Genomic DNA, 25,154 nt, shown 5'->3' with positions numbered 1-25,154 from the left:
GTTAGGTTCAACGGCATAGTATATGCCCACCGGATTGCGACGCGAAGGCCCTTTCCCCACATTCGGGACGGGACGCCGCTCAGGGGCGCAGGTCGATGCCGATGCACACCGGCTCGGGCACGAGCGCCACGCCGAACCGTTCCTTCACGCCCCGCTGGATGGTCTTGGCGAGGGCGACGACGTCCGCCGCGGTGGCGCCTCCGCGGTTCGTCAGGGCGAGCGTGTGCCGCGTGGACAGGCTCGCCGGAGCGGCCGGTTCCGCGGCCGCCGCGGTCTCCGGAGTCGCCGCGCCGTCCGTCTCCCCCACGGCGAATCCCTTGTGGAATCCGGCGTGGTCGATGAGCCACGCGGCGGAGGTCTTCACGCCGGGCGTGCCGTCGGGCAGCGTGGCGGCGAAGCGCGGCGCGTCCTCGGGCAGACGCGCGGCCTCGGCTTCGGGCAGGATCGGGTTCATGAAGAACGAGCCGCAGCTGTGGCGGTCCCAGTCGGGCGTGGGCAGGCCGGAACCGTCCGCGGCGACCGGCGCGACGGTGGCGGCCGGCGCGCCCGTGGCGGCGAGGCGCTTCAGATCGGCGACGACGTTGCCTTCGCGCTTCGTGTCGGCCATGTCCGGCAGGGCGTAGCGGGTCGGGTCCTCGAGCATGCCTTTGGCGGCGCGCACCTTGAGCACCGTGTCGCGGATGGCGGTGGTGGCCATCCGCGCGCCCACTTCGACGCCGAGCGCCTTCGCCAACTGGCCGAATCCGACCGTGCCCTCGGCGCTGTGACGCAGCGCGAACGTGACGGACAGCACCACGAAGCGCGGCGTCGGGAAGAACCGGTCGGCCGGCGTGGCGGGCGCCGCATACATGCTCGACTTCAGCGCGGAGGAACGGTAGCCGAACTTCAGATCCGCGGGCTTGAGGTCGCATGTGGTCTTCGTCTCGCGGTCCCACACCTCCACCGATTCGACGGACGTGGCGACCTCCTGGCCGTAGGCGCCGATGTTCTGCACGACGGACGCGCCCACCGTGCCGGGGATGCCGGACAGGCCCTCGACACCCTCCAAGCCGAGTTCGACGGTGAACGCGACGAAATCGTCCCAGTTGGCGCCCGCCTCCGCGTTCACGTGCACGGTGCGGTCGCTCCCCTCGACGGGGGCCGCCTCGTCGGGCACGGTGATGCGGCGACGCGCGTCACGCACGACGACGCCGGGGAACGGCTCGTCGGAGACGAGCATGTTGGAGCCGCCGCCGATGACGCACAGGGGCAGCCCGTACTCATCCGCCCCTTCGACGGCCTCGATGACGCCGACGCGCGTGGTCGGTTCGACGAAACGGGCGATCTCGCCGCCCACACCGATCGTGGTGATCTCTGCAAAGCTGGTCATAGTTGCCTATCCTATCCGCGGCTTGGCGGGCTCGCCCGAAAGCGGCATGAACAAAGCGGGAAAAACCTCCGGGAATACGAAAAGACCCGGCCATACGGCCGGGTCTTCGCAAAACTCGAATGTGCTCAGCGGGTCTCGCGGTGCACGGTCTGCTTGCCGCAGCGCGGGCAGAACTTCTTCAGCTCGAGACGGTCGGGCGTGTTGCGACGGTTCTTCGTCGTGATGTAGTTACGCTCCTTGCACTCGGTGCAGGCCAGCGTGATGCCCGGACGGATGTCGGCGCTCTTAGCCATTGTTATTCACCTCTGTGTTTACTAGGTATAATATGCGCCCGCCGGTTGGCGGGCGCGATTTGTAGCGAGGAAGAGGCTCGAACTCTTGACCTTACGATTATGAGTCGTACGCTCTAGCCAGCTGAGCTACCCCGCCAGAGAGCCCCGAGTGAGAATTGGACTCACGACCTCTTCCTTACCAAGGAAGTGCTCTACCACTGAGCTATCGGGGCGTGGCGGATAGTGGATTCGAACCACTGAAGCACGAAGCGGCTGATTTACAGTCAGCTCCCTTTGACCGCTTGGGAAATCCGCCAGTCTCTGTTTCCCGCCGAGGTCTTGACCTCGTCAGGCAACTCGAACATCATGCCACGGGTTTTCCGGTCGCGCAACCCGAAGGCGGCGAACACCCCGCGAAACCACCCTCCGCGCAACCTGAAAACGTTGAAATACCAACGAAAATCAAATGCGCAACTTTTCCGCCGCACCGGCGTGTCGCGAGGGTGTCCCCGGGCTTCCGACGCTGGATTCGAACGCCGGAAGCCTCTCCGAACTATCCTCGGGAACCCTCTCATCGGCGTGTCGCGGCGAACAGCGCATCGAGGCCATCGGCCAGATCGTCGACCTGGGGCGCGGCGCCGCCGAACGCGACCGAATCGGCGGCACGGGCGACCCGGAGGATCATGGCGCGACGCCCGTGATCGTCATCCGCGCCTGACGGCCAGACATCGGCGATGCGGTCGGCAATCATCAGGTCGGTGTCGGCGGCGTCCCACCGCGCACCCGCCGCACGTCCCTCGCGTCGTATCTCACGCCACGCCATGCGCCACGCGGCCGCACGCAGCGCGGCGGCATCGTCCCCGCCATCCCCGCCGGAACCGCCGCCACCGCCGCCGGAATCATCGTCACCGGAACCACCGGAACCACCGCCGGCGGACGCGGCGCGGCGTGCGGCGGCGACGCACCGACGCCGCCGCAACGTGCGCACGGCGCGAGGCGCGAGCACGCACGCGACGAGCGCCACCGCGGCCACGCCGACGGCGAGCGCGACACGCGCCCATACCGGCAACGCCGCGAACCATGCGGCGACGTGCGTGAACCAGACGGGCGGACCGGACGCCTCGGACGAACCGTCGCCGGCCTCCTTGCCCTCGGTGGCGTCGGCGGACTTCCCGGCGGTCTTGTCCTCCGCGCCGTTCCGTCGCGCGGACGAGCCGCCGTTCCCCGTCGTGTCGAATTCGGTGACGGCGGACCCGTCGTCGCCGGTCAACGTGCCCGAGGAGCCGGCAGACGAACCGTCGGACGCGGCGGTCGTGCCGTCGGCGGTCAGCGTGCCGTTCTCCTCGCTCGGCGGCGTCACATCGAACGACACCCAGCCGACGCCGTCCAGATACGCTTCGACCCACGCGTGCAGCTGACGCGACGCCACCGGGAAGTAGCCATCGGCATCGCGCGCGTTCGTGCCCGCGTTGTAGCCGAGCACGATGCGCGTCGGCACGCCCATCGCGCGTCCGAGCACGGCGAGCGCGGAGGCGTAGTGCTGGCAGTAGCCGGCATGGCCGGTGTCGGGGTCGAGGAAGTCGTCGATGACCTGCATGTTGGAGCGACCGTCGCCGTCCGGCGCGTCCAGCGAATACGTGAAACGGTTGGCCTTGTCGGTGAAATACCCGACGAGCCAGCGCATGGCGCGCACCTGCTCGCCGTAGGATCCGGCCTTCGCGGCGACGCCGTCCGCGCGCGACCGGCGCACGACGGCGCGCACGTTGGCCGGCAGCGTCTTCGGCAGGGACGTGTAGCGGCCCGCATGGGCCGCCTTGTCGGAGGCGGCGGCCATGGCGAGGATGCGGCGGGCCGTGGTCCGGTCGTTGTCGGCGGACCCCGCCTCCACGGCGATGGACGTGGTGGTGTCGGATTGGAAGAGGATGGTGATGGCGTTCTGCGCCCAGACGGTCGACGCGCCGGAGTCGGATCGGCCGTCGGAAGAGCCGTCGGAGCCGGTCATGTCCGTGAGGGGCATCACGAGGGTCACGGCGTCGCCGTTCTCGGAGAAGCCGTAGACGATGCCGGCGCCGTCGGCGCCGTATCGTGTCTCGAACGCATCGTCGAAGGCGATATGGGAGGGATGCTGGGAGTATCGGCCCGCGGAAGGCGTCGTCGTCCCGCCGCCCCACACGCGGTCGTTGTCCTGCTCGCCGGAGAACGCCATGCTGTAGGCGCTCACCTTGCCGATGCGCGTACCGTCGGGGGCGCTCACGACGCCGTCGACGTCGATGGAGGCGCGGACCACGGCGAACCCGTCGCGCGTCTCCCCCAATCCCGCATCGGCGATCGTGCGACGCGCCTCGAACCAGCCGGCGACCCGATCGGACGCATCGTCACGCTGCCGTTCCAATGCGGCGACGACCTCGCGCACCGGGTCGAGCGTCGAGAAGCCCGCGTCCGACGTGATGGGATCGACGTAGGTGCCCGTCACCGTGTACCGCATGCCGTCGGAGGTGGCGTCGGCGCGGTTGTACAGGCTGCCGTCGCGGTACCGCAGCCAGGAGGAGCCGATGTTGTTCGCCCCGCTGGCGATGCCGGGAACCGGCAGGAAACGGGATCGCAGCGTGTCGATGCGCACGTTCGCGGTCGCCTCGTAGCGTTCGAGCGTGCGTTCGTCGATCTGGGTGCCACCGCCGGATTCGAGGCCGGACGCGCCGTAGCCGGCGTAGCCGAGCATCCACGCGTAGACGCCGAGCGGGTCGCCGCCGCGGCGTTGCTCCATCGTCAGGTCGTCGGACGCGTCGCGGCCGAGGCGGATGCCCGAACCGTACAGGCCGGCGTCGATGGCGAGCTCGTTGTCGTACCCCCATGTGTCGCCGTCGAACGCGTCGAGCGTACTGAGCTTCAGATACAGGCGGCGGTCGGCGGAATAGCTGAACACGGTCGAGTCGGAGCCGGCGTCGATGTTGCGTTTCAGGTCGATGAGCGGGCTGACCGTGTTCGACGAGAACATGCCGCCGCCCTCGCCGATCGACAATGGCACCCGGTAGGCGAGGGTCTCCGCGGCGGGGGTGCCGGCCAATGTGACGGCCATGACCGTGAGCGCGGCGAGCACGGCGGGCACCGCTCGAGGGGACACTGCTCGCGGGGGCACTGCTCGCGGGGGCACGAGGGGACGGGGCGACGACGCCCACACGCTCATCGGGAAGGCGAACGCGAGCAGGGCGACCGCCCACCACGGGGCGACATGACCGAGCATCGCGGCGTCTGCGGCGAGCGCGACGACGGGGAGGACGGCGATCAGAGGGACGGCCGGACGCCAAAGGAGCAGGATTCGGATGAGGAGGACCGCTACGGCGATGACGAGAATGAGCAGCACGTCGGAGGCCGGCGACACCCTCAGCGGCGGCAGCTGGCGGTCGAGCTGGTCGAATCCTGTGGACAGCGCGGCGACGAAGCGGGTCCGGAGGCCAGCGAAGCCGCCGGGGCCACCGGTGGCAGATGCGACGGGGACATCACGCAATCGGAGGACGATCAGCGTGAGGGTCGCGGCGACGAGCACGACGGTGAAGCACAGCACGCGCATCAGCGCGGAGCGGACGGGGTGCCTCTTCTCCGTCGTTCCTGGGACTTCCACACGTTCCGGATGCACGAATCGCGCAGGACGTCCGTCCCGGAGCGGATACCCCGGCACTGCCGGGACAAGGGCGGCGACGGCGAACGTCCCCGCGGCGAACCATATCCACCATCCCGTGGGCTCCACGAGGCCGGCGAGCGCCTTGAGCATGATACCGAAGTACGTCAGCAGGGCGAGCGAGGCGACAATCCGGGGAATCCGAAGGGCCTTGTCGGCTCCTCCGAGGACTCCGCCGACGGCTCCTCCGCCTTCCCCGGAGGCCATACGCCGATCGGCATGGCGAACCTGCACGGTTTCGGGCCGCTTGTGCATGGTTCGGGAGGGAACCTGCATGATTTCGGAGCGTTCGTGCGAAGTTCCGGCCCGTTCGTGTGGAATTTCGACCCGTTCCTGTGGGGTGGGGTCGAGTACACGCACCGCAGACTCGATGGGCGAGCGCTGCAAGGAAGCAGTCAAACCGTTGGAATCACTGGCATCACAGACCAGCACCTCCACCGGGCCGGAACGGCGACGGACGATGTTTCCCACCGACGCCGTGCAGGTTGCGGCGGAAATGCCACACGTTGCCCGCGGAATCGTGCAGGTAGCGCCCCGAACCATGCACATACGCCTGAGAACCATGCACGTTCGGCCAAGAACCGTGCACATTCGTCTGCGGAGCCGATCACGGCCATGCGCGTCGTCCCGTCCGCCGGCCGGTCGCACCGAGGCCAGGAACCGCAGGACCTCACGCTCCCCTTCGGCCACATGCACGCCGTCGGTGGCCATCACATCCATGCCGCGACGCGCCTTCGCATACGGACGCAACGCGGCGGCCACCCCGTCGAGCCGCCTCGCGTCCACGCCGTCCGTCCCGTCCGCGTTCACGACCAGCAGCAGGGTGGCGCGTTCATTCCCCTCGCTCTCACGGGTCATCAACCTGCCTCGCCGGGCGCTGTGCCGCCATGCGATCCGTCGGATCGGATCGCCCGACTCATAGCCGCGCACGGTTCCCGAATCCTCCGTATCCACCAGTCCGGCGGACCGGCCGAGCGCGGATACGCCCGCCCCCTGCGCGGCCGTATCCGAGGCTTCGGGAAGCACAAGCGTCTCCCCTGTTGCGGCGATGTGGCGCCGCACCGCGAACAGGCCGAACGGCGACCTCCAGCGCAGCAGCGTGCCGACCTGCCGGTACAGGCCGCGTTCACGTGGCGGCGCTCCCGCCCATCGGTCGACGACGTTCCCGTATTGGTCGACTCGCTCGTACAGTGCCGTGGCCGTCACATAGGACGGCCGCAGCAGCCGCGTCATCCCCGATCGCAACCACGCCCGCTTCGAGGTCACGCCCTCCGCGGGCGTCCGCCGCGCCGACGCCCGCCCCAGCACGTTCCCGTCCCCTTCCACGTACGCCGCACCCCCGCGCCCGGCTTTCACCCACTGGGCGATGGCGACGGACAGCGACAGCACGGCCATCGCGGCGGCCACGATGACCGTGGCCATCAGCGTGCGCTCGTCCAACAGCAGTCCCGCATAGCAGGCGAGCGCGCCGAACACGGCCAGCAGCAGGCAGACGCCCGTGGGTCGGATCAGACCGTGACGGCGCATGGTCACGCCCTCGGGACGGCGATGCCGCGCACCACGTCGGCGACGATGGCGCGAGAGCGTTCCAATGCGCCGTCGCCGTACCCCACGCCGGCCATGCCGGTCTCGTCGAGCACGAGACGGTGGGCGAGCACGGGTATGGCGAGCGTGCGCACGTCGTCGGGCAACACGTAGGACCGGCCGTCGATGAACGCGCGGGCGCGCGCCATCGCGGCGAGCGCGAGACCTGCGCGCGGCGATGCGCCGTAGCGCACGTCGCCGCGGTCGCGCGTGGCCTGCACGATGGCGACGATGTAGTCGGCGACCGGGCGCGCGAGCGTCACTTTGCGTGCCTCGCGGCGGATGGATGCCGCCTCGGTCGCGGAGCAGACGCGGCGCACGCGGTCGAGCGGATGCGACCAGTCGTCGGCGGTGAGCATCAGCGCCTCGGCTTCGGCGGTCGGATAGCCGAAGGCGGTGCAGGTCATGAACCGGTCGAGCTGCGCTTCCGGCAACGGGTAGGTGCCTTCCAGTTCGATCGGGTTCTGCGTGGCGATGACGAAATACGGGTCGGGCAACGGATGGGTTTCGCCGTCGACGCTCACCTGGCGTTCGTTCATCGCCTCGAGCATGGCGGATTGTGTCTTCGGGTTCGCGCGGTTGATCTCGTCGGCGATGACGATGTTCGCGAACAGGGGTCCGGGGTGGAAGACGAAACGGTTCTCGCCCTGCGACCAGACGCTCACGCCGGTCAGGTCGCCGGGCAGCATGTCCGGGGTGAACTGGATGCGGCTGATCTCGCCGTCGATGGCGCGGGCGAACGCGCGGGCGAACGTGGTCTTGCCGACGCCGGGCACGTCCTCGAGCAGCAGGTGGCCTCCGGCGACGAACGTGATGACGGCGAGCTCGATGACGTCCGGCGGGCAGGCGAGCGCGTCGCGCAGCGTCGCGGCGATGCGTGAGGGGATGCCGGATGCGTCGGTCATGGCTGCGCTCCTTCGACGGGGCCTGAATCCGTGTCCAGTGTACGACCGGCGGCCGCAGGGCTTCAACCATGGTTACGCGCTGAGCGCACACGTCTCCCGGGACGGCGGAACATCCCGGCCGCTTACGGCGATCGCCGGACCACCCTCAGTCTCACTGCGTTCGACAGCTCCCGCCAGCGGGAGCGAGACGATAGGACGAATACGAAGAAAGCCCCGGCGTTGTGCCGGGGCTTCGCTGCGCGACTCGCACGATCGATGCGGCATGCGCATGCCGCTCTGTGCGCGGATGATCTCAGCCGAGGATGGCGAGCACGTCGCGGGCGCCGATGATGAGGTAGTCCTCACCCTCGTAGTGCACTTCGGTGCCGCCGTACTTGGAGTACAGGACCTTGTCGCCGACCTTGACGTCGACCGGGATGCGCTCGCCCTTGTCGTCGCGACGGCCCGGGCCGACGGCGAGGACTTCGCCCTGCTGCGGCTTCTCCTTGGCGTTGTCCGGGATGTACAGACCGGACGCGGTCTGGGTCTCGGCCTCGGCCTGCTTGACGATGATCTTGTCTTCCAGCGGTGTGAGCTTGATCGACACTGTGGGTCACCTCGTATTTCTTGTAGGTTCGATGTCTTCGCGCCGGAAACGCCCAAGAGGCTGACGATCACTTGACCGGTCCCAAGCACTGCCTCACATGGTAGCGCGGTTTTTAGCACTCTGCCAACTTGAGTGCTAACGCTGTGAGAGAAACGGACACCGGACCGGCGGGAGCGCATACGCGAATGCCCTCTGCGAACACGGCAGAGGGCATCAGAACGACGGACGGTCAGGAGCTGCGGCGGTCGAGGATCGCCTGCAGGTTGTTGCCCAGCGAATCGGAGGTCGCGGCGGGGACGGCGACCCGCGCCTGCTCCTCGGACTCATGGAACGCGGCGACGTCGGAGACGCCCGCGTTCTGCGGCATGGCGGCGATCACGCTGCCGTCGTTGCCGGACGTGTCGGCGGTCGCGGTGTCGGCGGTCGTCGTGACGTCGGCCGACGGCTCCGCGCCGGCGGAAGCGGCCGACGGTTCCGTCTGCGTCTCGGCCGGCTTGGTCTCCATCCGGGCTTCCCCGGCGAGACGACGTTCCTCGTCGGCGTCGACCGGGTCGGCCTTGGCGACCTGCTTCGTCGACTTGATCTCGCGGCTTTCGGGCGCGTCCGGCTGGTCCTGATGCACGTTGCGCGGCTCTCCGAGCGAGAACGAGATGAGATCCTGCGAGGCGATGGCCATGTCGAACGCGTCGAGCGCCTTCGCGGGGCGGACCTCGGCGAGCTCGGTCGTGGCGTCGGCGGGGATGACGGCGGCGCTGCGGGCGCTCGCGTCATCGGCGGGCTTCGCCGCGGCCGAGGGAGCGGCGGTCTGCGGCCCTTCGGCGCGGGAGACGACCTGCACGGCCTCGGAACCGGGCGACGAGGCCGACTGGGACTGCATGGTGGCGGACACGCCGGCAGACACACCGGGCTGCGCGCCGGTCTGCGCGGCGGCGGCCTGAGCCGCGGCCACATCGACCACCTGCACGTCGGGCGCGTCGAGCTTGCCGTGCGCGGCGAGCGCCTGACGCTGTTCGATCTCCGCCTGACGCAGCACGCGGCGAATCTCGCGACGTTCCATCTCGGCGGTGGGTACCTCCTCGCCCTTCGCCGAGGGGGCCGCGTCCGCGGGTTCCTCGGCCAGCGCGGAGGCCATCGCCTTGGCCGAGCGGGCCATGCCCTCGACCTCGGCCTTCACCGCGGCGGTCTGGGCGTCGACGGTCCTCGCCTGCGCGCGGGTCTTCGCCATGCGCGAGCGGCGTTCGCGGGCGCGGGCCTTGGCGACCTTGCGCTCCCATTCGCGGGCCTGTCCGGCGGCGCGCGCGCCCAGCACCAGGACGACGATGTCGAGGGCGACGGGAATCAGCGCGAACCACGGGTTGAAGTGCAGCGGGAAGGCGATCGCGGCGACGACGATGGCGACCAGCAGCAACGACACGACGAGAATCTGGCGACGTCGCACCGCCCGCCGGCGCAATCGCCGTACTTCGGCGATGCGCTCGGGGGTGAGCTTGTTCGTGCGCCTCTCGTTCGGCTGCATCAAAACCCCTTTCGCGTAGGTGCCTTCATCGCTGAACCGCGTGCCGCTGTGCTCGTCGACCAGGTGCAGCGACGAGGAGAAGCGATCCTCGCGATGTTCCTCCACGTGCCGCATGCTCTTGGCCGTGCGCACCGGCAGCCATGCCACGATTCCGATGAGTACGATGACGAGCACGATGACCGTGCTCAACTGCTCGTAACCCATAATGCTCAAGAATAGGAGACGGTGGTCACATTGTCCGCATTGCGTCGCGGCGTGTCGATTGCCCGCGTAGGCGCGGACGGCGTGGCGGACGCGCCCGCGACGCCCGCCACGGCCATCGCGGACACGTCGCCGCCCGCCGCGACCAGCCGTGCGGCGAACCCCGCGCCCATGTCTTCGGCGAGCAGGCTGAACGTCTCGTGCGACCGCCACGTGCCCGCCACGTACATGTAGTTCGCGCGGAGGCCCTCATGCCGCGCGCCCACCTTGCGCACCACGGCGAGGGAGCGCGTGTTCTCCGGCAGGATCGCGATCTCCAGCCGGTGCAGCCGAGGGCCGGTCGGGTCGCCGATCGCCCAGTCGGCGAGCATGGCGAGCGCGGTGGGCGCGATGCCGTGCCCGGCGGCATTCTGCGCCACCCAGTAGCCGACGACGCCGGTGCGCATCGCGCCGTAGGTGATCGCGCCGATCGAGATCTGCCCGACTATGCGCATGCGGTGTTCGATGAGGAACACGATGCCGGCGCCGCGCTCCTCGTTGCGCCGCTGGATGGCCATCCACTGGTTGAACGTGATGCCTGGGCCGTGCATCGGGTCGCCGGACTCCCACGGTTTGAGCCACGCCTCGTTGCCCCACCGCACCGCGCTCCACGCGTCCTCGTCGTCCATGGTCATCGTGCGCAGCGTGATCGGCACGGCCCCGGCCGGCGCATGGAGGACGACGGGCGTGCGGATCGCGTTCGGGTCGGCCGGTGCGAACGCGTGGCGGAGGGTCTGGAATACTGACACGCCCACCATTGTGCCACGCGCGCGAAAAACCGGCGGGGTATGGTGACGCTCGACGAATGACGGATGGGATACGGGAAAGGACGCTCGGATGACGGACGACCATGACGACCATATGGGCGAGGATGCGGCGACGCCGGACGCCGATCGCGTGGAGAGGAAGCGCCGGCTGCGCCATGCGGCGATTGCGCGACGCAAGGCGGTGCCGGCCGGCGAGCGCGCCGAGGCGGGCGCGCGTCTGGCGGCCCGCATGCGCGACCTGCCGTGGCCGGCGGACGTGCGCGAGACGCTGACCGGCGACGCTGACGACGAAGACGACACGACCGCACCCGCGCTCGACGGCGTGACGGTGGCGGCCTACGTGTCGATGGGGTCGGAGGTCGAGCTGCGACCGCTGCTGGCGGCGATGCTCGACGCGGGCGCGCGCGTGCTGGTGCCGCTGCTGGGGTCGGGTTTGGAGGTCGGCTGGGGCGTGCTGCGTGGTCTGGACGATCTGCATGCGATGGATGCGCCCGGTCCGGGCCGGCTCCGTCCGGACGAGCCGCAGGTCGCGACGTTGCCGCCCGAGGCGTTGGGCGAGGCGGCTCTGGTGGTGGTGCCCACGTTGGCGGTGGACCGGTCGGGCACGCGGTTGGGCCGTGGCGGCGGATGGTACGACCGCGCGCTGGAGCATCGTGCGCCGGATGCGCCGGTCGTCGCCGTGTGCTGGCCGTGGGAGCTGCTGGACGGGGATGCGGAGCCGCTACCGCGCGAGCCGCACGATCTGCCGGTGGACGGCGCGCTCACGCCGGGCGGCGTGACGATGTTCGCGTGAGAGCCGCCTGTTCCGCATGATGGAAGACGGCGTTCGCTTCCTGCCGGACGTGTCGCGCGGACGATTAGGATATGAACGGTTGCATAAGCCGGGACATGCGCGGCCGAGGGTCGCCAACCGGGCGGTCACGCCGCGGCGTTCCGGGTCGGATTCGTTTCGTTGGAGGATTACGTTGCCTACCTATCATTACCGTTGCAAGAGCTGTGGCTACGATTTCACCGAGCGCCAGTCGTTCGATGACGCGCCGATCACCGTCTGCCCCCAGTGCCATGAGGAGCAGGTGCGCAAGATCTTCTCCGCCGTGCCGATCGAGTTCAAGGGCAGCGGCTTCTACCGCACCGATTCCGGCAAGAAGTGAGTCTTGCCGCCCGCCGGAATCCTCCGCGCGGGGCGGGATGATGCATGACCGCGGTCGCGGGGGCATCGTGGGAAGGCGGCGTGTCGGATGATTCCATCCGGCGCGCCGCCTTCGTCGTATGCGGGATAGGTGGTCGTGGAGGCGGCCGTGATGCCGTCACGCTCCGACAGCGTTCGAACAGGATGTGAAGATTTATGAGAGCGCTGTCCACATCGTCCGTACGGCTTGCGCGCGCCGCCGCCGATGCCCGACGCTGAACGTATGAGAATGTCCGATGCGCCTTGGGCGAGGCTCACACGCCCCACGCTCGCCGCCCGTCGCGCCCGTGCGCGGCTGGCGCGCCTCGCCGCGGTCGTCTGCGTCATCGCCATTGCGGTGGCGTCCGTGCTGCTGGTGGACGCGCTGGTCGCCACGACGGATGTGGTCGTCGCCGCGCATGCGCTGCGGCGCGGCGACGTGATCGGCGCGGATGATGTGGTCGTGGTGGAGACGCCCCGCTCCCCCGTCGTCGCGGGCGCGTTCGGGCATGTGGACGACGTGGTCGGCCGTGTCGCGCAGACCGATCTGGAGGAACGGCAGCCGTTGTTCCCGACGAACGCGCGGGACGCTCCGGTCGTGCCGTCCGGCAGGACGGTGCTGGAGGTGGCGGTGGCGAACGACGCGTCGACGCTGGTCGCCGGCGACTCGGTGCGGCTGGTGTCGGCAGCGGGTTGCGCGTCCTCCATTGCGGAGGGCACCGGGACCGGTGGCGGCGAAACCGGGAATGTCGGAGCCGGGGGCGCGGACGAGCCGGCATGTACGCTCGCAGGGGATGCGCTGGTGATGTCGCGCGCCCGACGGGACGAGAACGGCGGCGGCACGTCGGTCATCGCGATGGCGATGACGCCCGAGGCGGCGGCACGGGTGATGGCGTCGGCCGAACTCGGCGCCATCGTCGCCGTGACGCGGTGACGCCACGCCCGCCGGCCGTCGGGGCGACGCCCCCGATGCGGGCGACGCCCCATGTTCGATCCGGTGCGCCGCGTTCAGCCCTTCTCGCTGAAGATGCCCCAGTGCGGCGGCAGCTCGTTCAGGATGCGTTTGTCGTCGTCGGCCTCGCGCTGGCGTTCGGTCATCATGTCCGAAGGCTCCAGCTTGACGCCGTCGGCGTCGAACCGTTCGGTGCCCTCGCGCACGACGCGCTTGTGCTTGCGTGGCGTGCGGCGGGTGGACGAGTACTCGCTCATTGCACCTCCCGGTAGATTTCGCCGACCTTGGCGACGATGCGGTCGACTTCCTTCTCCGGGTTGACGAACGAGCCGACGCTCCACACGGTCACGACCGACCAGCCGAGCATCATCAGGTCGGAGGCGAGCATGCGGTGGCGTTCGCGCGTCGACTGGATGGACATGTAGCCGGCGTCGTCGGTGAGCACGGCGAGCGCGAACGGCTTGCCTTTGAGTCCGACGGCCATCGGGATGGTCAGGCCGTTGTCGTAGCCGTAGTCGATGGCGACGTCGAGTCCGCGGGCGCGGATGCGGTCCGCGAGATCGTTGAACAGCGTGTTCTTGCCGGATTCGCGGCAGGACGGCAGCGCCGGCTCCTCCGGCAGATGCTCCGCCCATGCCAGCAGCGTCTTGAGGAGTTTCACGCCGGGCGTATGGATGCGCTCATCCTCCATCTCGTCGGAGGTGAACGCGGCGACGATGTCGACGTGATGGTCGGCGAGCGCGAGCGCGTCGAGCAGCATGCCGCGTCCGCCCTGGTCCTCCAACGCGCCGAACTGCTGGAGCAGACGGCCGTGCGACGTCTTCGCGTAGCACATCGAGAGGATCACGTCGGTGGCGCGGGCGCCGGCCACCTCGCGGATGCCGACGAGGCGCACGTGCCGCAGGAAGCTGTTCATCGACTTGTCCTTGGAGGCGAGCGCCTTGAGTTCGGCGCCGAGACGCACGCGGAACACGTCGGTGAGCGAGACCACGGTGAGCAGGTAGCTGGCGGGCACGATCGTGAACGAGCGGGCGCGCTCGGTGATGAGCCGCACCACCTCGTCGATCTCCTGCTGGCTGGATTCGACCAGTCCGGTGGCGAACACGGGCGTGCCGGTCGCCTCGACCTTGTGGTAGGCGATGTGGCCGCGCGCGCCGTCGGTGCACACGTCGTAGCGGACGGCGCCGTATCCTTCGGATTCGAGGAAGGCGCCGAGCCTTGGCGCGCGGCGCACCGGATGCGACTTCACCTCGACGACGGGCAGCGCGTCGATGAGACGTTTGAGGCCCGGGCAGGTGACGGTGCCGCGGTGCGCGATGACGACGATCTGCTTGACGCGCACGACGATGCTGAGCAGTTGGATGGCGGGGATGTGCGCGCACGCGTCGATGATGGCGACGTCGGCGAGCGGCTTCGGCTCGGTGAGCGAGGCGAGCGTGTCCGGCGTGGCCATGAGGATCGGCTTGGCGGCGGCGAGAATCTCCGCGTGGTCGCGGCGGATCCGGTCGAGCGGCATGTGGCCGCGGCCGGCGAGCTTCGTGTGCAGCAGGTTCGCCTCCTGCGTGCGGGCGAACAGCAGGTCGCACAGGCGGCGCATCGACTCCTGGGCGACCATCGGTCCGATGGAGCGCACGTGTTCGACGTCGACCTGTTCGAAGCGTTCGGTCGCGTTGGCGAGCACGGAGCCGTCCTGGTTGGAGATGATCGGCGAGGAGCGGACGATGTCCTCGAACACGGTGGTCCACCAGGCGAGCTGGAGTTCGGCTCCCACCGCGGCGGACATTACGTGGCGGTTGGAGAAGTCGGCGACGAGGTCGTTGAGGCCGGCGGCCTGGAACTCCTGTTCGAGACGGCAGCGTTCGGGCAGGTCGTCGAGCGACTTGTGGTCGTCGTAGAGGGCCTTGAGCCGGCTTTCCACCTCGTTGAAGTCGCGGGATTCGAGTTCACCACCCTTGGGCGTCGTGTTGAGCACCGTGTCGAGCGCGGTCATGTCGCGCGACATGGTCTCCTGCGCGGTGATCATCTGGTCGAGTTTGGGCGGCAGCACCGGCCATCCGCCGTGCGGGACGAGCGAACGCCACTGATCGGACTGCTTCCTGACGATGACGAGCGCGGCGTGCAGGTCCTCGACCTGCGCGCCGACGCGCAGCAGGGACTTCGCCTCGCGCGTATGGCGGCGGCGCTCCCAGAATCCCATCGTCGTGCCTTCCGCCTTGCGGTCGGCCTTCGACTTGGTCGCTTCGATCATCGCGTCGATGTCGCGTTCGAAGATCTCCGGCTGGAACACGTCGAGCACGCGCCTCAGGTTCTTGAGGACGATGATCTGGCGCGACCATTCGCGCGCGGTGGTGGGCACGGGGAAGCCGCACGCCTGCACGGTGGCGGCGACGTGCTCGCGCACGGCGGGCAGCACCTTCTGCAGCAGGTCGACGACGCGCTGGTAGGCGTCCACCGCGTCCTGCTCGCTGGTGAGCGACGCCTTGTACCAGGCGGTGTCGTCGGGGCCGATCGTGTATTCGCCGACCTCGGCGGCGCGTTCGAGCTTCGCCGTCCACTCGTCGATGTGCCCGGCGATGCGGCGCGCCGTGTTCTCGGACAGGCGCACGTGGGTCGCGGGGTGCGTGGGCGCCACGGAGATCGCGGCCAGGTTCTGGATGGTCTGATAGGCGGACACGCCCCACTTCTCGCTCACCCCGTGCAGGTCGCCCAGATAGCGGGTGAGACGGGAGCGCACGCCAACGAGCTCGTCGGCCAGCTGGTCGAAGTGCTGCGTGGCCACGCCGGACTGGAATCCGACGGCGGTGATGAGCTGACGGTCGATGTCGGCGTTCGCATGCTCGTCGGCGATGTCGAGCACCATGCCGGACGTCTCGTTGGCGCGCATGACCTGCAGGAAACGGCGCTTCTGCTCGGCCACGCCGGGCGCGTACAGCACGGTGCGGCCGTTCATCACGCATCGGGTGGCGATGGCGGCGGCCTGTTCGACCGTGTCCTTGCCGACGGCGCCGTCGACGGCGACGCTGTGGCCGGAGGCGGCGAGCTGGGCGGCGTAGCGCACCGTGTTGTCGACGTCGCCGATCTCGTATTCGCTGTGCGGGTCGGCGTCGAACGGACTGTAGTCGGGAATCGGCGCGCCGCGCAGGGTCGCGGCCGCGTCCTTGTCGCCGGCGAGCGCGTCGAGCAGCGTGTTGCCGCTGGGACCTTCGCCCAGCTGGTCGATGATGCGCTGCGTCTCGCTGAGGATCTGCGCCGCCGGTTCGACGAAGCAGCCGAGGATGATGTGCCGTTCGATGTTGAAGTCGCCGACCATCTGCTTCGCGCGCTTCGTGATCTCGGCGAACACGGCGGAGGTCTCCGGCGTGCCGGACGCGTAATGGGAGCCGTCGAACAGGTAGTCCTCGTCGAGTTCGACGCCGGCCTCGTGCATCGCGTCGACGAACGAGGCGTTGAGCGCGACGGTGCCGGTGAACGTGATCGTCGACTGTCCGGGCGTCTCGGAGGAGACCGCCTGCACCGGGTAGAGCAGGACGGGCCGCGCGTTGCCGTGCCAGGTGGCGACGCCGACGACGAGCGACAGTTCGGCGACGCCGCTCACGCGCTTCTTGGCGGAACGGTCGTCGAGCACGCGGCCGAGACGGCGTTCGGCGGCGCGCAGCATGCCGTTGTCGCGGAACAGCGATTCGAGCGTGACATGCCCGGAGGCGAACAGCTGGGCGATGCCCGACGGGTGCGCGTGCGTCAGGTCGAGCTGGGCGGCGAGCTGGTTGATGTCTTCCAGAGGGGACGGCACCAGCGACGCCTTGTACTGGTCATGCCACTGTCGGAGCCAGTCGAGCGTGGGCTTCGTGGATTGTGCGCTCATCGATCCGCTCTCCTTCACTTTCCTGTCGCTTCACGATAGTCCTGATAGCCCACGTTGTGCGCGAGCGCCTCGTCGATGTCGGCGTCGCCCTGCGCGGCGAGCCAGGCGTAGAGGTCGTCGTACAGGGCCGGGTTCATCGCGAGGAAGGGCAGCAGTTCCGGATGGCGGGCCATCTCGAACTGGAGGGTCATGTCGGTGGTGTGGCGCGCGTCCTCGGAGGTGAGGCCGTCGACTTCGACCATCGGGGCCTGCGGCTTGTCGAATTCGCCTTTGGAGACCTTGTCGAACACGGATCCGGGTTCGAAGGCGGGCGTGTAGACGCCGGTCGCGTCATCCTCGAATCCATCCGCGGCGACCGCGGTCGGGTCGGCGGCGCCGGACGCATCGTCCATCGGCGTGAACGTGACGGTCGCCGCATCGGAGACGGCCTCGTCGGATGGCTGCGCGGCGGGCGTCACGTCGCCGGCGGGCGTCGCGGCGGGCAGTTCGACCTTCGGTTTCGCCGCGGGCAGGGCGACACGCGGGATCGTGCCGCGGGCCGCCGCGACCGGTGCGACGGCCGTCGCGGCGTGCGTCGTGCCGACGACGATCGGCGTGGTCGTGTCGGCGGAGGCGGCTCCGTCCGTCGAGGCGGGCGCCGCGGCCGGCGTTTCGGCGGGCTTGTTCATCGCGTCGACGAACAGGTTGCGCGGCAAGCCCGGATCGATCGCCTTGACGACGTGCAACGGCACCGAATCCGCGGGAGGTTCCTGCGCGGAGGGCGCGACGGCGGCGGTCGTCGCGGAGGCCGTGTCGACCGTCGCGCCGGGTGCGGCGACGGGCGACACGGATGCGGCCGGCGTGACCGGCAGGTCGGTGCGGGAGTCCGCTTCGGAGAACACGATCGGCGGCTTGTCGTCCTCGTCGTGCGCGTCGACCGCCGACGTGACCTGCGCGTACGTGAGCGGCTCAATGTCGGCGATGCGTTCGAGCGGCGAACCGGCGGCCGCGTGACGCGCATGCTGCGCGTTGAACACCGCCGTCGGCTCGCCCGCACGCAGGTCGAGAATCTCGTCGACGGACATGTCGGCGGCATCCGGCTCCTGCCGGACCGTCGTGGACGCGGAATAGTCGAACAGGTTCGGCACTTTCGGCTCGGGAGTCGTGTCCGGCTCGATGCGCACGAAGTCGACCGGCACGTCGCCGAACTGGATGCGCATCGGCGACGACGGCAGCGGCACGTCGCGGCCGGCGGGCAGGCGCATGAGCTCCGCCTTCTCGGTGACCACGTAGGAGCCGTTCGTCGAATTCAGGTCGCGCAGCACCGCGCTTCCATCCGCCGCCACGGAGAAGCGGGCGTGACGCTTCGACATGGATTTGGTCGCATCGTCGATCTCCAGACGGGCGACGCCCTCGTCCGGCAGAGGACGCAGCGGCTTGCGGCCGATTTCCAAGCTTTCGCCCGGACGCACGTTCACCTGGTCTCCGCCCGCGACCTTCAATCGCCACTGGCTCGCCGTCTGCTCACTCACCGCGCGGCCTTCCTTTCTGATGATTTCACGCACTATTTCCTATTGTGTCATGCCCCGGTGCATTTGTTCGCATTATCGTCCGACGAATCGACAGAATCTCTGCGAAAACACCCGCCCGGAATACGGGAAACCCCGCATCCGAAACGACGGATGCGGGGTTCCTGCACGAAGACTCGTGCGAAGCTGGTAACGAGCGGCCTTCCCGACCGCGTGCATTACTTGAGCTCGACGGTGGCGCCAGCGGCCTCGAGCTGCTCCTTGGCCTTCTCGGCGTCTTCCTTCTTGGCCTTCTCGAGGACGGCCTTCGGGGCGGAGTCGACGAGGCCCTTGGCATCGGCGAGGCCCAGGTTGGTGATGGCGCGGACGGCCTTGATGACCTGGATCTTCTTGTCGCCAACGGCGGAGAGGATGACGTCGAACTCGTCCTTCTCCTCCTCGGCCGGAGCGGCGGCACCGGCAACGGCGGCAACGGCGGCGACCGGGGCGGCGGCCTCGACGTCGAACTTCTCCTCGAAGGCCTTGACGAACTCGGAGAGCTCGACCAGGGTCATCTCGCCGAAGGCTTCCAGCAGCTCATCGTTGGTGTACTTAGCCATTATGGCTTCCTTTCGATCTTTGGCGACGGACGGGATGTGAAGAGGTGTGCCCGTCACCTAAAAACTTGGTTTCTTTTCAGTTATGACCGTTCGGCTCATGCGGCGGGGACGAACCCCGGCCAGACATGAATCAGGCGGCCTTCTCCTGCTTCTCGCGCAGCGCATCGATCGTACGCACGGCCTTGGTCGGCAGAGCGTTGAACAGGTACGCGGCCTTGGACATCGTAGCCTTGATGTCGCCGGCGAACTCGGCGAGCAGCTGCGGGCGGGACTTGAGATCCGCCAGCTTGGTGGCGCCTTCAGCGTCGTAGACGGTGCCATCGGCATAGCCGCCCTTGATGATGAGGGCTTTGTTCTCCTTGGCGAAGTCACGGATGGTCTTCGCAGCCTCGATGAAGTCGCCCTTCACGAAGGTGATGGCGGTCGGGCCGGCGAGAATCTCGTCGAGACCCTCGATGCCCGCTTCCTTGGCGGCGATGCGTGCCAGCGTGTTCTTTGCCACAGTGTAGGAAGTATCGCGGCCTAGCTTTTCACGCAGATCGGAAATCTGCGGAACGGTAAGCCCGCGGTACTCGGTCAGGTAGACCGCGTCAGCATCACGGAACTGAGCCGTAAGCTGAGCGACCACCGCTTCCTTTTCGGGCCTCTTCATGGCGTTCCTTCCTAAGTCGGCCGTTGACCTGAGGTTCGGAACGCCCCACCGGGCAATAGAAAAAGCCCTGCGCGCAGGCAGAGCAACATAAGGCCGTTTCCGGCTCACCCGTAAATGGGCTTATATCTCTCAACCTGCGTTGGCTCGGCATGCCGAACTTCGAAGATGCACTCGCGCGCACCTCAACCAACGGTCTGTGGTTTACGAAGGGATAAGTTACGTGGGATGGCGGACAATAAAGGACACGGCGTGTCGCCGTGCCAATTCCCCGCCTCACGGCTGCCGCCGCTCGGCCGGACCTATGGACGGTCCACCGGACCGTCCACCCACGGCCCGGCAGCGTGTCGCCGTGACGATTCCCTGCCTCACGGCTGCCGCCGCTCGGCCGTTTCGCTCCCGCTGGCGGGAGCTGGCCGCCGAAGGCGGACTGAGGGTGATATCGCGACATCCACGACCACCCCCAGTCGGCTCCGCCGACAGCCCCCGCCAACGGGGCGGGTAACGGCGTCAGATCGTGGCGGCGTATTGGGATACGGAAGCGGCGACCTCCTTGAGATAGTCGAGGGAGCGGCGCCAGTGGCCGGGCACCTCGATCGAATGGTTCGCATCCGGGTATTCGTGCACGTGCGGGGTCAACGCGTCCGCGCGCGCACGGTCATAGAACGGATCGGCGGTGCCGGCGCACACGAGCGGCGCCGGACCGGGATAGCGCGACGTGCGCCACCGTTCCAGCTCCGCCTCGCCGCCCGCGAGCGAGGCGGCGTCGCCGTCGACGACCGCGCGCGCGACGCCGACCGCCGGCGCGTCCGGTTCCGCCATGATGTCGTCGCCGACGCGCGGCACCGGAATGACGCGCGCGGACGGGTCGAAGTCCGCGTGATGCAGGACCGGCGTCAGCAGCACGAACGGCAGACCGTAGCTCGTGGCGACGTGCGGATAGGTCATCGTCGTCAACGATTTGCCGATGAGCAGCAGCCGCGGCGACGGGCCGGACGCCGCCGGACCGGCGTCAACGGCGTCGACGGAGGTTGCCGCGGCGCGCGTCTTCGCCGCGTCGGCGCGCGCGGACGCCACCCATCCGTCGATCGCCTTATTGAGCACCGGAATCACCGTCGACAGGTCGTCGGAGGCGTTACGCACATTCATACGGTCCACGCGCCAGCCGTTCTCGACGAGCGCCTGCGCCGACCAGTACAGCAGCGGACGGTCGCAGTTGTAGCCGGTGCCCGGCATGAGCAGCACGCGGCCACGCTCCGTCCCCGGCCTCACCGCGTTCTTCTTCCAGCTGCGGATCGACACCTCGACGGCCGTCTTCCCCATGATGCTCTCCTCTCCCCTGCCGTATCGTCCTCATGCCGGCGAACGTGCGCCGGCCGCGGCCCCATCCATCATGCGGGACCGTGCGTTCCGCGCCCCAGTCTAATCCCGCCGCCGCCGATGCCCGGCAATACGCCCGCGCTATAATCGGCACGGTCCGGCCCGGGCATGGCCCGCGATGGACAAGGCGAGTCGCGATTCTCGCCGGAGGCATGGTCTCCACACAACCCATGGTCTCCACACAACCCAAGGAAAGAAGAGAATATGGAGAAGTTCTTCCATCTGAAGGAGAACGGCACGACGGTCTCGACCGAGATTCTGGCCGGTCTGACCACGTTCTTCGCGATGGCGTACATCATCGTCGTCAACCCGCAGATCCTGTCGTCCACGGGCATGCCGTGGGGCGGCGTCTTCCTTGCCACGATCATCGCGGCGATCATCGGCACGCTCGTCATGGGCCTGTTCGCCAACGTGCCGTACGCGCAGGCGGCCGGCATGGGCCTCAACGCGTTCTTCACCTACACCGTCTGCTTCGGCCTCGGCTTCACCTGGCAGGAGACGATGTGCATGGTGTTCCTGTGCGGCCTGATCAACATCCTCATCACCGTCACGAAGATCCGCAAGATGATCATCATGGCGATCCCCGAGCAGCTGCAGCAGGCGATCGGCGGCGGCATCGGCCTGTTCGTCGCCTACGTGGGCATGCTCAACGTCGGCCTGATCACCTTCACCCCGAAGGACACGAAGGCCGCCGGCAAGGGTCTCGCCACCGCCGCGACGCCGGGTCTCGCCACGTTCAACACCCCGGTGCTGTGGGTGTTCCTCATCGGCCTGCTGCTCGCCGTCGTGTTCACCGTGATGAAGGTCAAGGGCGGCATGCTGCTCGCCATCATCATCACCACGATCGTCGGCATCCCGTTCGGCGTGACCAACTTCGGCTCCTCGCAGTCCCTGTCGCAGACGTTCTCCGAACTGCCGACCACGTTCGGCGCGATCTTCACGCCGCAGGGCTTCCCGGCGCTGTTCTCCGACCCGGCGAAGCTGCCGCTCGTGATCGTCACGATCTTCGCATTCTCCATGTCCGACACGTTCGACACGCTCGGCACGTTCCTCGGCACCGGCCGCCGCACCGGCATCTTCTCCCTTGAGGACGAGAAGGCGCTGGAGAACGGCTCCGGCTTCTCCTCCAAGATGGACAAGGCCCTGTTCGCCGATTCGATCGCCACCTCCATCGGCGCGATCTTCGGCACCTCGAACACCACCACCTACGTGGAGTCCTCCGCGGGCATCGCGGCGGGCGGCCGCACCGGCCTGACCTCCGTGGTCGTCTCCATCTGCTTCGCGCTGTCGATCTTCTTCGCACCGGTCATCTCCGCCGTGCCGTCCGCCGCGACCGCCGGCGTGCTCGTGATCGTCGGCTGCATGATGGCCGCCTCCCTCAAGGAAGTGGATTGGACGAACATCGAGGACGCGATCCCGGCGTTCTTCGCCACCGCGTTCATGGCGTTCTCCTACTCGATCTCCTATGGCATCGCCGGCGGCTTCATCATGTACTGCATCGTGAAGACCTGCAAGGGCAAGGCCAAGGACGTCCACCCGATCATCTGGGTCGTGGCCGCGCTGTTCGTCATCGACTTCGTGTGCATGGCGATTCTGTGATCGCGTGATCGTGTGATGACGGTCGGCTGGTCACGTGGCGGCCGCCGGCTGGTTCATCATGATGCCTGGTGGCTGGACCCCGCTTCGGCGGGGTCTTTCCGTCTCCGGAGGCCGAATCAGGGACGGATCAGGGAGCTTAGGCCAGAGGGACCGGGCGATACCAGACCGAGACTGCGCCAAGGCCAGGCCGCTGTCCTTTCCCGGCTGAAACACCCGTTATCAGGTATCTACAGCGCCAAATGGACGGTTCGACCCCCTCGAAACGGGTGTTTCGCACTGTAAAGAGCGAATAACGGGTGTTTGGCACGGGGGCGTGCATATAGCATGATGCCGGCACGTGGGAATCCCACGTGCCGGCATCATGCGTATCGTCGGCTGGCCGACCGTCAGTGAGTCAAGCCCGCCGATAGGACGGCGACCGGTTGATCGACGGTCGGGACGCCGGCCGGTCGCCGATCAGTCGGCGTCCGTCACGCGTTCAGGGCGCGCTTGGTGGAACGGGACTTGAAGGAGACGACCGCGCCCGCACCCGCGAGGAGCAGGGCGAGCACCGCGAACAGCGCGACGCCAGCCGCACCGGTCAGCGGCAGCTGCGTGATGTTGGTCACGTTGAGCACGTCCATCGACGTGACGATCTTGGTCGTCTCGTCGGCGGGAGTGACGGCGTTCTCGACGGTTCCGCCGTTGACGTACTTGCCGGACACCCACGCGCCTCCGGTCACGTCCTCCACCTTGTAGGTCACCTTGGAGACGGAGACCTTGCGCTGGTAGGGGTCGCCATTGATCTTGGTGGCGTTCTCCGTGTTGTATTCGGGCGTGATGGTGAGGTAGTACTTGAGGCCGGCATTGATGTGGCCGGAGGGCACCTCGGTCTCCTCGACCAGATACTTGCCTTCGGCGAGGCCGGTGAACTTGGCCACGCCCTGAGCGTCGGAGGTCGCCTCCGTGGTGAAGCCCGCGTTGTCGCCCTGACCGGTGAGCTTGAACTTGGCGTTCTGCAGCGGGGCCTTGCTCTCCTTGTCCTTCTTCACGATCTGGTAGTCGAAGTTGAACACCTTCTCGTGGTCCTCGCGCTCGGTGTAGTCCGGAGCTGCGGCGGACGAGTTGACGGACGGGTTGTTCGAGTACTGCACCTTGATGTCGTTGTCCGCGCCCTTCTGGTAGGCGGCGTCCAGCACCTTGGCCTTGTAGGTGATGGCCACGGTCGCGCCGGACCAGTCGGTGTCGTTGACCGAGTACACGTTGACGGGGGTACCGCTCTGGTCCTTCGTCTGGACGGTGCCGGCGTGCACGTCGATGAACTTCTTGAGCTTCACGGTGAAGGCGGTGGTGTTCGCATCGGTGAATTCATACCAATCGGCGTGGGCGTCGGCGTCGTTAGCCGGGTCGATGGTGACGGACTGGCCCTGCGTCGGGGTGATGACGATCTTCAGACCGATGGACTTGGCCGTCACGGTATCCGTGCCGTTGACTTTTTCGGTGGGGAAGGCGAGCTTGTTGGCTTCGAGCGTATCCACGAAGTTGTAGGTGTAGGTGTCCGTCTTGTAGCCGACGTAGTTCGGCACCTTGCTGTCCACCGTGTATTTCGCGAACTGGCCGTTCGGGACGCTGACCTTCTCCACGGTCTTGATCAGCGGGATCTCGTTGTTCTTGACCATGGCGGTGCCGTCCGAACCGGTCGTCAGCAGCGGCTTGGTCATCGCGGCGTCCTTGAAGACGCCGGTGCCCACGAGAATCGGGATGGAACGCGTCCACGTCTTGCCCGCGCCATCACCCATCGGATAGGTGGTGGAGTCGGTGATGAGGTAGAGGCCCTTATCGAGGCCGCTCACGGTAAGGGTCTTCTTGCCGGTGGTATCGTCATCGCCCAGCGAGGTGCCCCACTGGCCGGCGGCCGTGGCGTTCTGGTATGCGGAGGAGGAGGCCACGTTCTGCACGAACTTGCGCAGCTGGCCCGACCATGGGGCGCTGCCTGAATCGTTGAGGTGCTGCGCGACCCATGCCATCGCGTCGCCATCGTCGGCCTTCGTGTACTTCGAGTCGCCGGTGGCGCCGCTCGTGGCGTCGGTCAGCGCGGTCTCGATTGCGGACTGCAGGCTGTTGTCGGTCGTGGTCGTCACCGCGATGCCGGCCGGGTCAAGCGACGCCTCGCCGTAGTCGGCGAGCTTGACGGCTTTGAACGTGCGGCCTTGCAGTGCGGCCTCCTCGCCCTTCAGCGTGATGGTGGTGCCGAAGGTGACTTGATCGGCGGCGGCCGGCTCGTCGGCGTTGGCGGTGGCGGCGCCGAGGGCGAGGCCGCCGAGCATCGTCGCGGCGGCGGCGAGGCCGGCGAACAGTTTCCTCATCTTCATGGGATTCTTCTTTCTTGATTCCTTGGTTTCCTAGCTGCGGACCGCGGGGCCGGAGACATTACCGGACGTGGTTCGCAAACAGTTTGGTTGTTGTGTGTGGGGTGTTGTTGTGACCGCTGACCACCCCCAGTCGGCTTCGCCGACAGCCCCCGCCAGCGGGGGCGGGAGGGG

17 protein-coding genes, 3 tRNA genes and 1 pseudogene are annotated in these 25,154 nt (G+C 68.0%); 4 read left to right on the top strand and 17 right to left on the bottom strand.

The features are described 5' to 3' along the window. Positions 1–79 precede the first annotated feature (79 nt). From BSTEL_RS03440 to BSTEL_RS03395, 10 genes and pseudogenes are all read right to left on the bottom strand, one after another. Positions 80–1,369: an FAD-binding protein gene (locus tag BSTEL_RS03440; RefSeq protein ID WP_034527164.1), complete on the bottom strand. Its 1,290-nt coding sequence runs from the start codon at positions 1,367–1,369 to the stop codon at positions 80–82. Between the two features lie 125 nt (positions 1,370–1,494). After that, positions 1,495–1,662: a 50S ribosomal protein L33 gene (gene rpmG, locus BSTEL_RS03435; RefSeq protein ID WP_007053013.1), complete on the bottom strand. Its 168-nt coding sequence runs from the start codon at positions 1,660–1,662 to the stop codon at positions 1,495–1,497. Positions 1,663–1,724: 62 nt separating this feature from the next. Then, positions 1,725–1,798, bottom strand: a tRNA-Met gene (locus tag BSTEL_RS03430). A 4-nt stretch (positions 1,799–1,802) separates the two neighbouring features. Then, positions 1,803–1,874: transfer RNA gene (locus BSTEL_RS03425), tRNA-Thr, on the bottom strand. A gap of 1 nt (position 1,875) precedes the next feature. Continuing rightward, positions 1,876–1,957: transfer RNA gene (locus tag BSTEL_RS03420), tRNA-Tyr, on the bottom strand. Positions 1,958–2,212: 255 nt separating this feature from the next. Then, complete coding sequence (locus tag BSTEL_RS03415) at positions 2,213–6,844, bottom strand: transglutaminaseTgpA domain-containing protein (RefSeq protein ID WP_034527160.1); 4,632 nt, start codon at positions 6,842–6,844, stop codon at positions 2,213–2,215. Positions 6,845–6,846: 2 nt separating this feature from the next. After that, on the bottom strand, positions 6,847–7,806 hold the full coding sequence (locus tag BSTEL_RS03410) for an AAA family ATPase (RefSeq protein WP_051922818.1): 960 nt from the start codon (positions 7,804–7,806) through the stop codon (positions 6,847–6,849). Positions 7,807–8,098: 292 nt separating this feature from the next. Continuing rightward, the gene (gene groES, locus BSTEL_RS03405; protein ID WP_034527158.1) at positions 8,099–8,392 is read right to left on the bottom strand and encodes a co-chaperone GroES; all 294 of its coding nucleotides are present in this window, start codon (positions 8,390–8,392) and stop codon (positions 8,099–8,101) included. Positions 8,393–8,621: 229 nt separating this feature from the next. Then, positions 8,622–10,112: a hypothetical protein gene (locus BSTEL_RS03400; protein ID WP_034527157.1), complete on the bottom strand. Its 1,491-nt coding sequence runs from the start codon at positions 10,110–10,112 to the stop codon at positions 8,622–8,624. Between the two features lie 131 nt (positions 10,113–10,243). Then, positions 10,244–10,906, bottom strand: a pseudogene (locus BSTEL_RS03395) (GNAT family N-acetyltransferase); the annotation flags it as partial. Between the two features lie 79 nt (positions 10,907–10,985). Here BSTEL_RS03395 and BSTEL_RS03390 point away from each other — a divergent pair. From BSTEL_RS03390 to BSTEL_RS03380, 3 genes are all read left to right on the top strand, one after another. Continuing rightward, positions 10,986–11,708, top strand: a complete 723-nt coding sequence (locus BSTEL_RS03390) for a 5-formyltetrahydrofolate cyclo-ligase (RefSeq protein ID WP_084686085.1) — start codon at positions 10,986–10,988, stop codon at positions 11,706–11,708. A 172-nt stretch (positions 11,709–11,880) separates the two neighbouring features. Further along, complete coding sequence (locus BSTEL_RS03385; protein ID WP_034527156.1) at positions 11,881–12,066, top strand: FmdB family zinc ribbon protein; 186 nt, start codon at positions 11,881–11,883, stop codon at positions 12,064–12,066. 261 nt (positions 12,067–12,327) lie between these two features. Further along, positions 12,328–13,017 carry an SAF domain-containing protein gene (locus BSTEL_RS03380; RefSeq protein WP_162178974.1) on the top strand — a complete coding sequence of 230 codons (690 nt, stop codon included), beginning with the start codon at positions 12,328–12,330 and terminating at the stop codon, positions 13,015–13,017. Positions 13,018–13,091: 74 nt separating this feature from the next. Here BSTEL_RS03380 and BSTEL_RS03375 read toward each other — a convergent pair whose 3' ends face one another. From BSTEL_RS03375 to BSTEL_RS03350, 6 genes are all read right to left on the bottom strand, one after another. After that, complete coding sequence (locus tag BSTEL_RS03375; RefSeq protein ID WP_034527155.1) at positions 13,092–13,292, bottom strand: hypothetical protein; 201 nt, start codon at positions 13,290–13,292, stop codon at positions 13,092–13,094. Further along, positions 13,289–16,897: a helicase gene (locus BSTEL_RS03370; protein ID WP_034527153.1), complete on the bottom strand. Its 3,609-nt coding sequence runs from the start codon at positions 16,895–16,897 to the stop codon at positions 13,289–13,291. Before BSTEL_RS03370 ends, BSTEL_RS03375 begins: the two co-directional genes overlap by 4 nt. A gap of 14 nt (positions 16,898–16,911) precedes the next feature. Beyond that, positions 16,912–18,408, bottom strand: a complete 1,497-nt coding sequence (locus tag BSTEL_RS03365; RefSeq protein WP_034527152.1) for an FHA domain-containing protein — start codon at positions 18,406–18,408, stop codon at positions 16,912–16,914. Positions 18,409–18,623: 215 nt separating this feature from the next. Next, the gene (gene rplL / locus BSTEL_RS03360) at positions 18,624–19,004 is read right to left on the bottom strand and encodes a 50S ribosomal protein L7/L12 (RefSeq protein WP_034527151.1); all 381 of its coding nucleotides are present in this window, start codon (positions 19,002–19,004) and stop codon (positions 18,624–18,626) included. 130 nt (positions 19,005–19,134) lie between these two features. After that, positions 19,135–19,656 carry a 50S ribosomal protein L10 gene (gene rplJ, locus BSTEL_RS03355; protein WP_034527148.1) on the bottom strand — a complete coding sequence of 174 codons (522 nt, stop codon included), beginning with the start codon at positions 19,654–19,656 and terminating at the stop codon, positions 19,135–19,137. Between the two features lie 507 nt (positions 19,657–20,163). Next, a complete protein-coding gene (locus BSTEL_RS03350; protein ID WP_034527145.1) occupies positions 20,164–20,976 on the bottom strand; it encodes a hypothetical protein in 813 nt (270 codons plus the stop codon). Positions 20,977–21,237: 261 nt separating this feature from the next. On the opposite strand from BSTEL_RS03350, the gene BSTEL_RS03345 reads away from it, so the two are divergent. Continuing rightward, positions 21,238–22,632, top strand: coding sequence for an NCS2 family permease (locus BSTEL_RS03345; RefSeq protein ID WP_034527143.1), 1,395 nt, complete (start codon positions 21,238–21,240; stop codon positions 22,630–22,632). A gap of 470 nt (positions 22,633–23,102) precedes the next feature. Here the strand turns inward: BSTEL_RS03345 and BSTEL_RS03340 are convergent, their stop codons facing one another. After that, positions 23,103–24,983 (bottom strand): SpaA isopeptide-forming pilin-related protein, encoded by a 1,881-nt coding sequence (locus BSTEL_RS03340; protein WP_034527141.1) that lies wholly within the window; start codon positions 24,981–24,983, stop codon positions 23,103–23,105. Positions 24,984–25,154 lie beyond the last annotated feature (171 nt).

This window comes from Bifidobacterium stellenboschense, assembly GCF_000741785.1.
GTDB classification, from domain to species: Bacteria; Actinomycetota; Actinomycetes; order Actinomycetales; family Bifidobacteriaceae; genus Bifidobacterium; species Bifidobacterium stellenboschense.
The sequence above is the reverse complement of the archived record's forward strand: the minus strand, read 5'-3'. Positions and strand labels throughout refer to the sequence as shown.

Bases quoted from the DNA above. Each gene is read 5' to 3' on its own strand.
- BSTEL_RS03440 (WP_034527164.1), bottom strand. From the start codon at position 1,369: ATGACCAGCTTTGCAGAGATCACCACGATCGGTGTGGGCGGCGAGATC.
- rpmG (WP_007053013.1), bottom strand. From the start codon at position 1,662: ATGGCTAAGAGCGCCGACATCCGTCCGGGCATCACGCTGGCCTGCACC.
- BSTEL_RS03415 (WP_034527160.1), bottom strand. From the start codon at position 6,844: ATGCGCCGTCACGGTCTGATCCGACCCACGGGCGTCTGCCTGCTGCTG.
- BSTEL_RS03410 (WP_051922818.1), bottom strand. From the start codon at position 7,806: ATGACCGACGCATCCGGCATCCCCTCACGCATCGCCGCGACGCTGCGC.
- BSTEL_RS03400 (WP_034527157.1), bottom strand. From the start codon at position 10,112: ATGGGTTACGAGCAGTTGAGCACGGTCATCGTGCTCGTCATCGTACTC.
- BSTEL_RS03390 (WP_084686085.1), top strand. From the start codon at position 10,986: ATGACGGACGACCATGACGACCATATGGGCGAGGATGCGGCGACGCCG.
- BSTEL_RS03380 (WP_162178974.1), top strand. From the start codon at position 12,328: ATGAGAATGTCCGATGCGCCTTGGGCGAGGCTCACACGCCCCACGCTC.
- BSTEL_RS03375 (WP_034527155.1), bottom strand. From the start codon at position 13,292: ATGAGCGAGTACTCGTCCACCCGCCGCACGCCACGCAAGCACAAGCGC.
- BSTEL_RS03370 (WP_034527153.1), bottom strand. From the start codon at position 16,897: ATGAGCGCACAATCCACGAAGCCCACGCTCGACTGGCTCCGACAGTGG.
- rplL (WP_034527151.1), bottom strand. From the start codon at position 19,004: ATGGCTAAGTACACCAACGATGAGCTGCTGGAAGCCTTCGGCGAGATG.
- rplJ (WP_034527148.1), bottom strand. From the start codon at position 19,656: ATGAAGAGGCCCGAAAAGGAAGCGGTGGTCGCTCAGCTTACGGCTCAG.
- BSTEL_RS03350 (WP_034527145.1), bottom strand. From the start codon at position 20,976: ATGGGGAAGACGGCCGTCGAGGTGTCGATCCGCAGCTGGAAGAAGAAC.
- BSTEL_RS03345 (WP_034527143.1), top strand. From the start codon at position 21,238: ATGGAGAAGTTCTTCCATCTGAAGGAGAACGGCACGACGGTCTCGACC.
- BSTEL_RS03340 (WP_034527141.1), bottom strand. From the start codon at position 24,983: ATGAAGATGAGGAAACTGTTCGCCGGCCTCGCCGCCGCCGCGACGATG.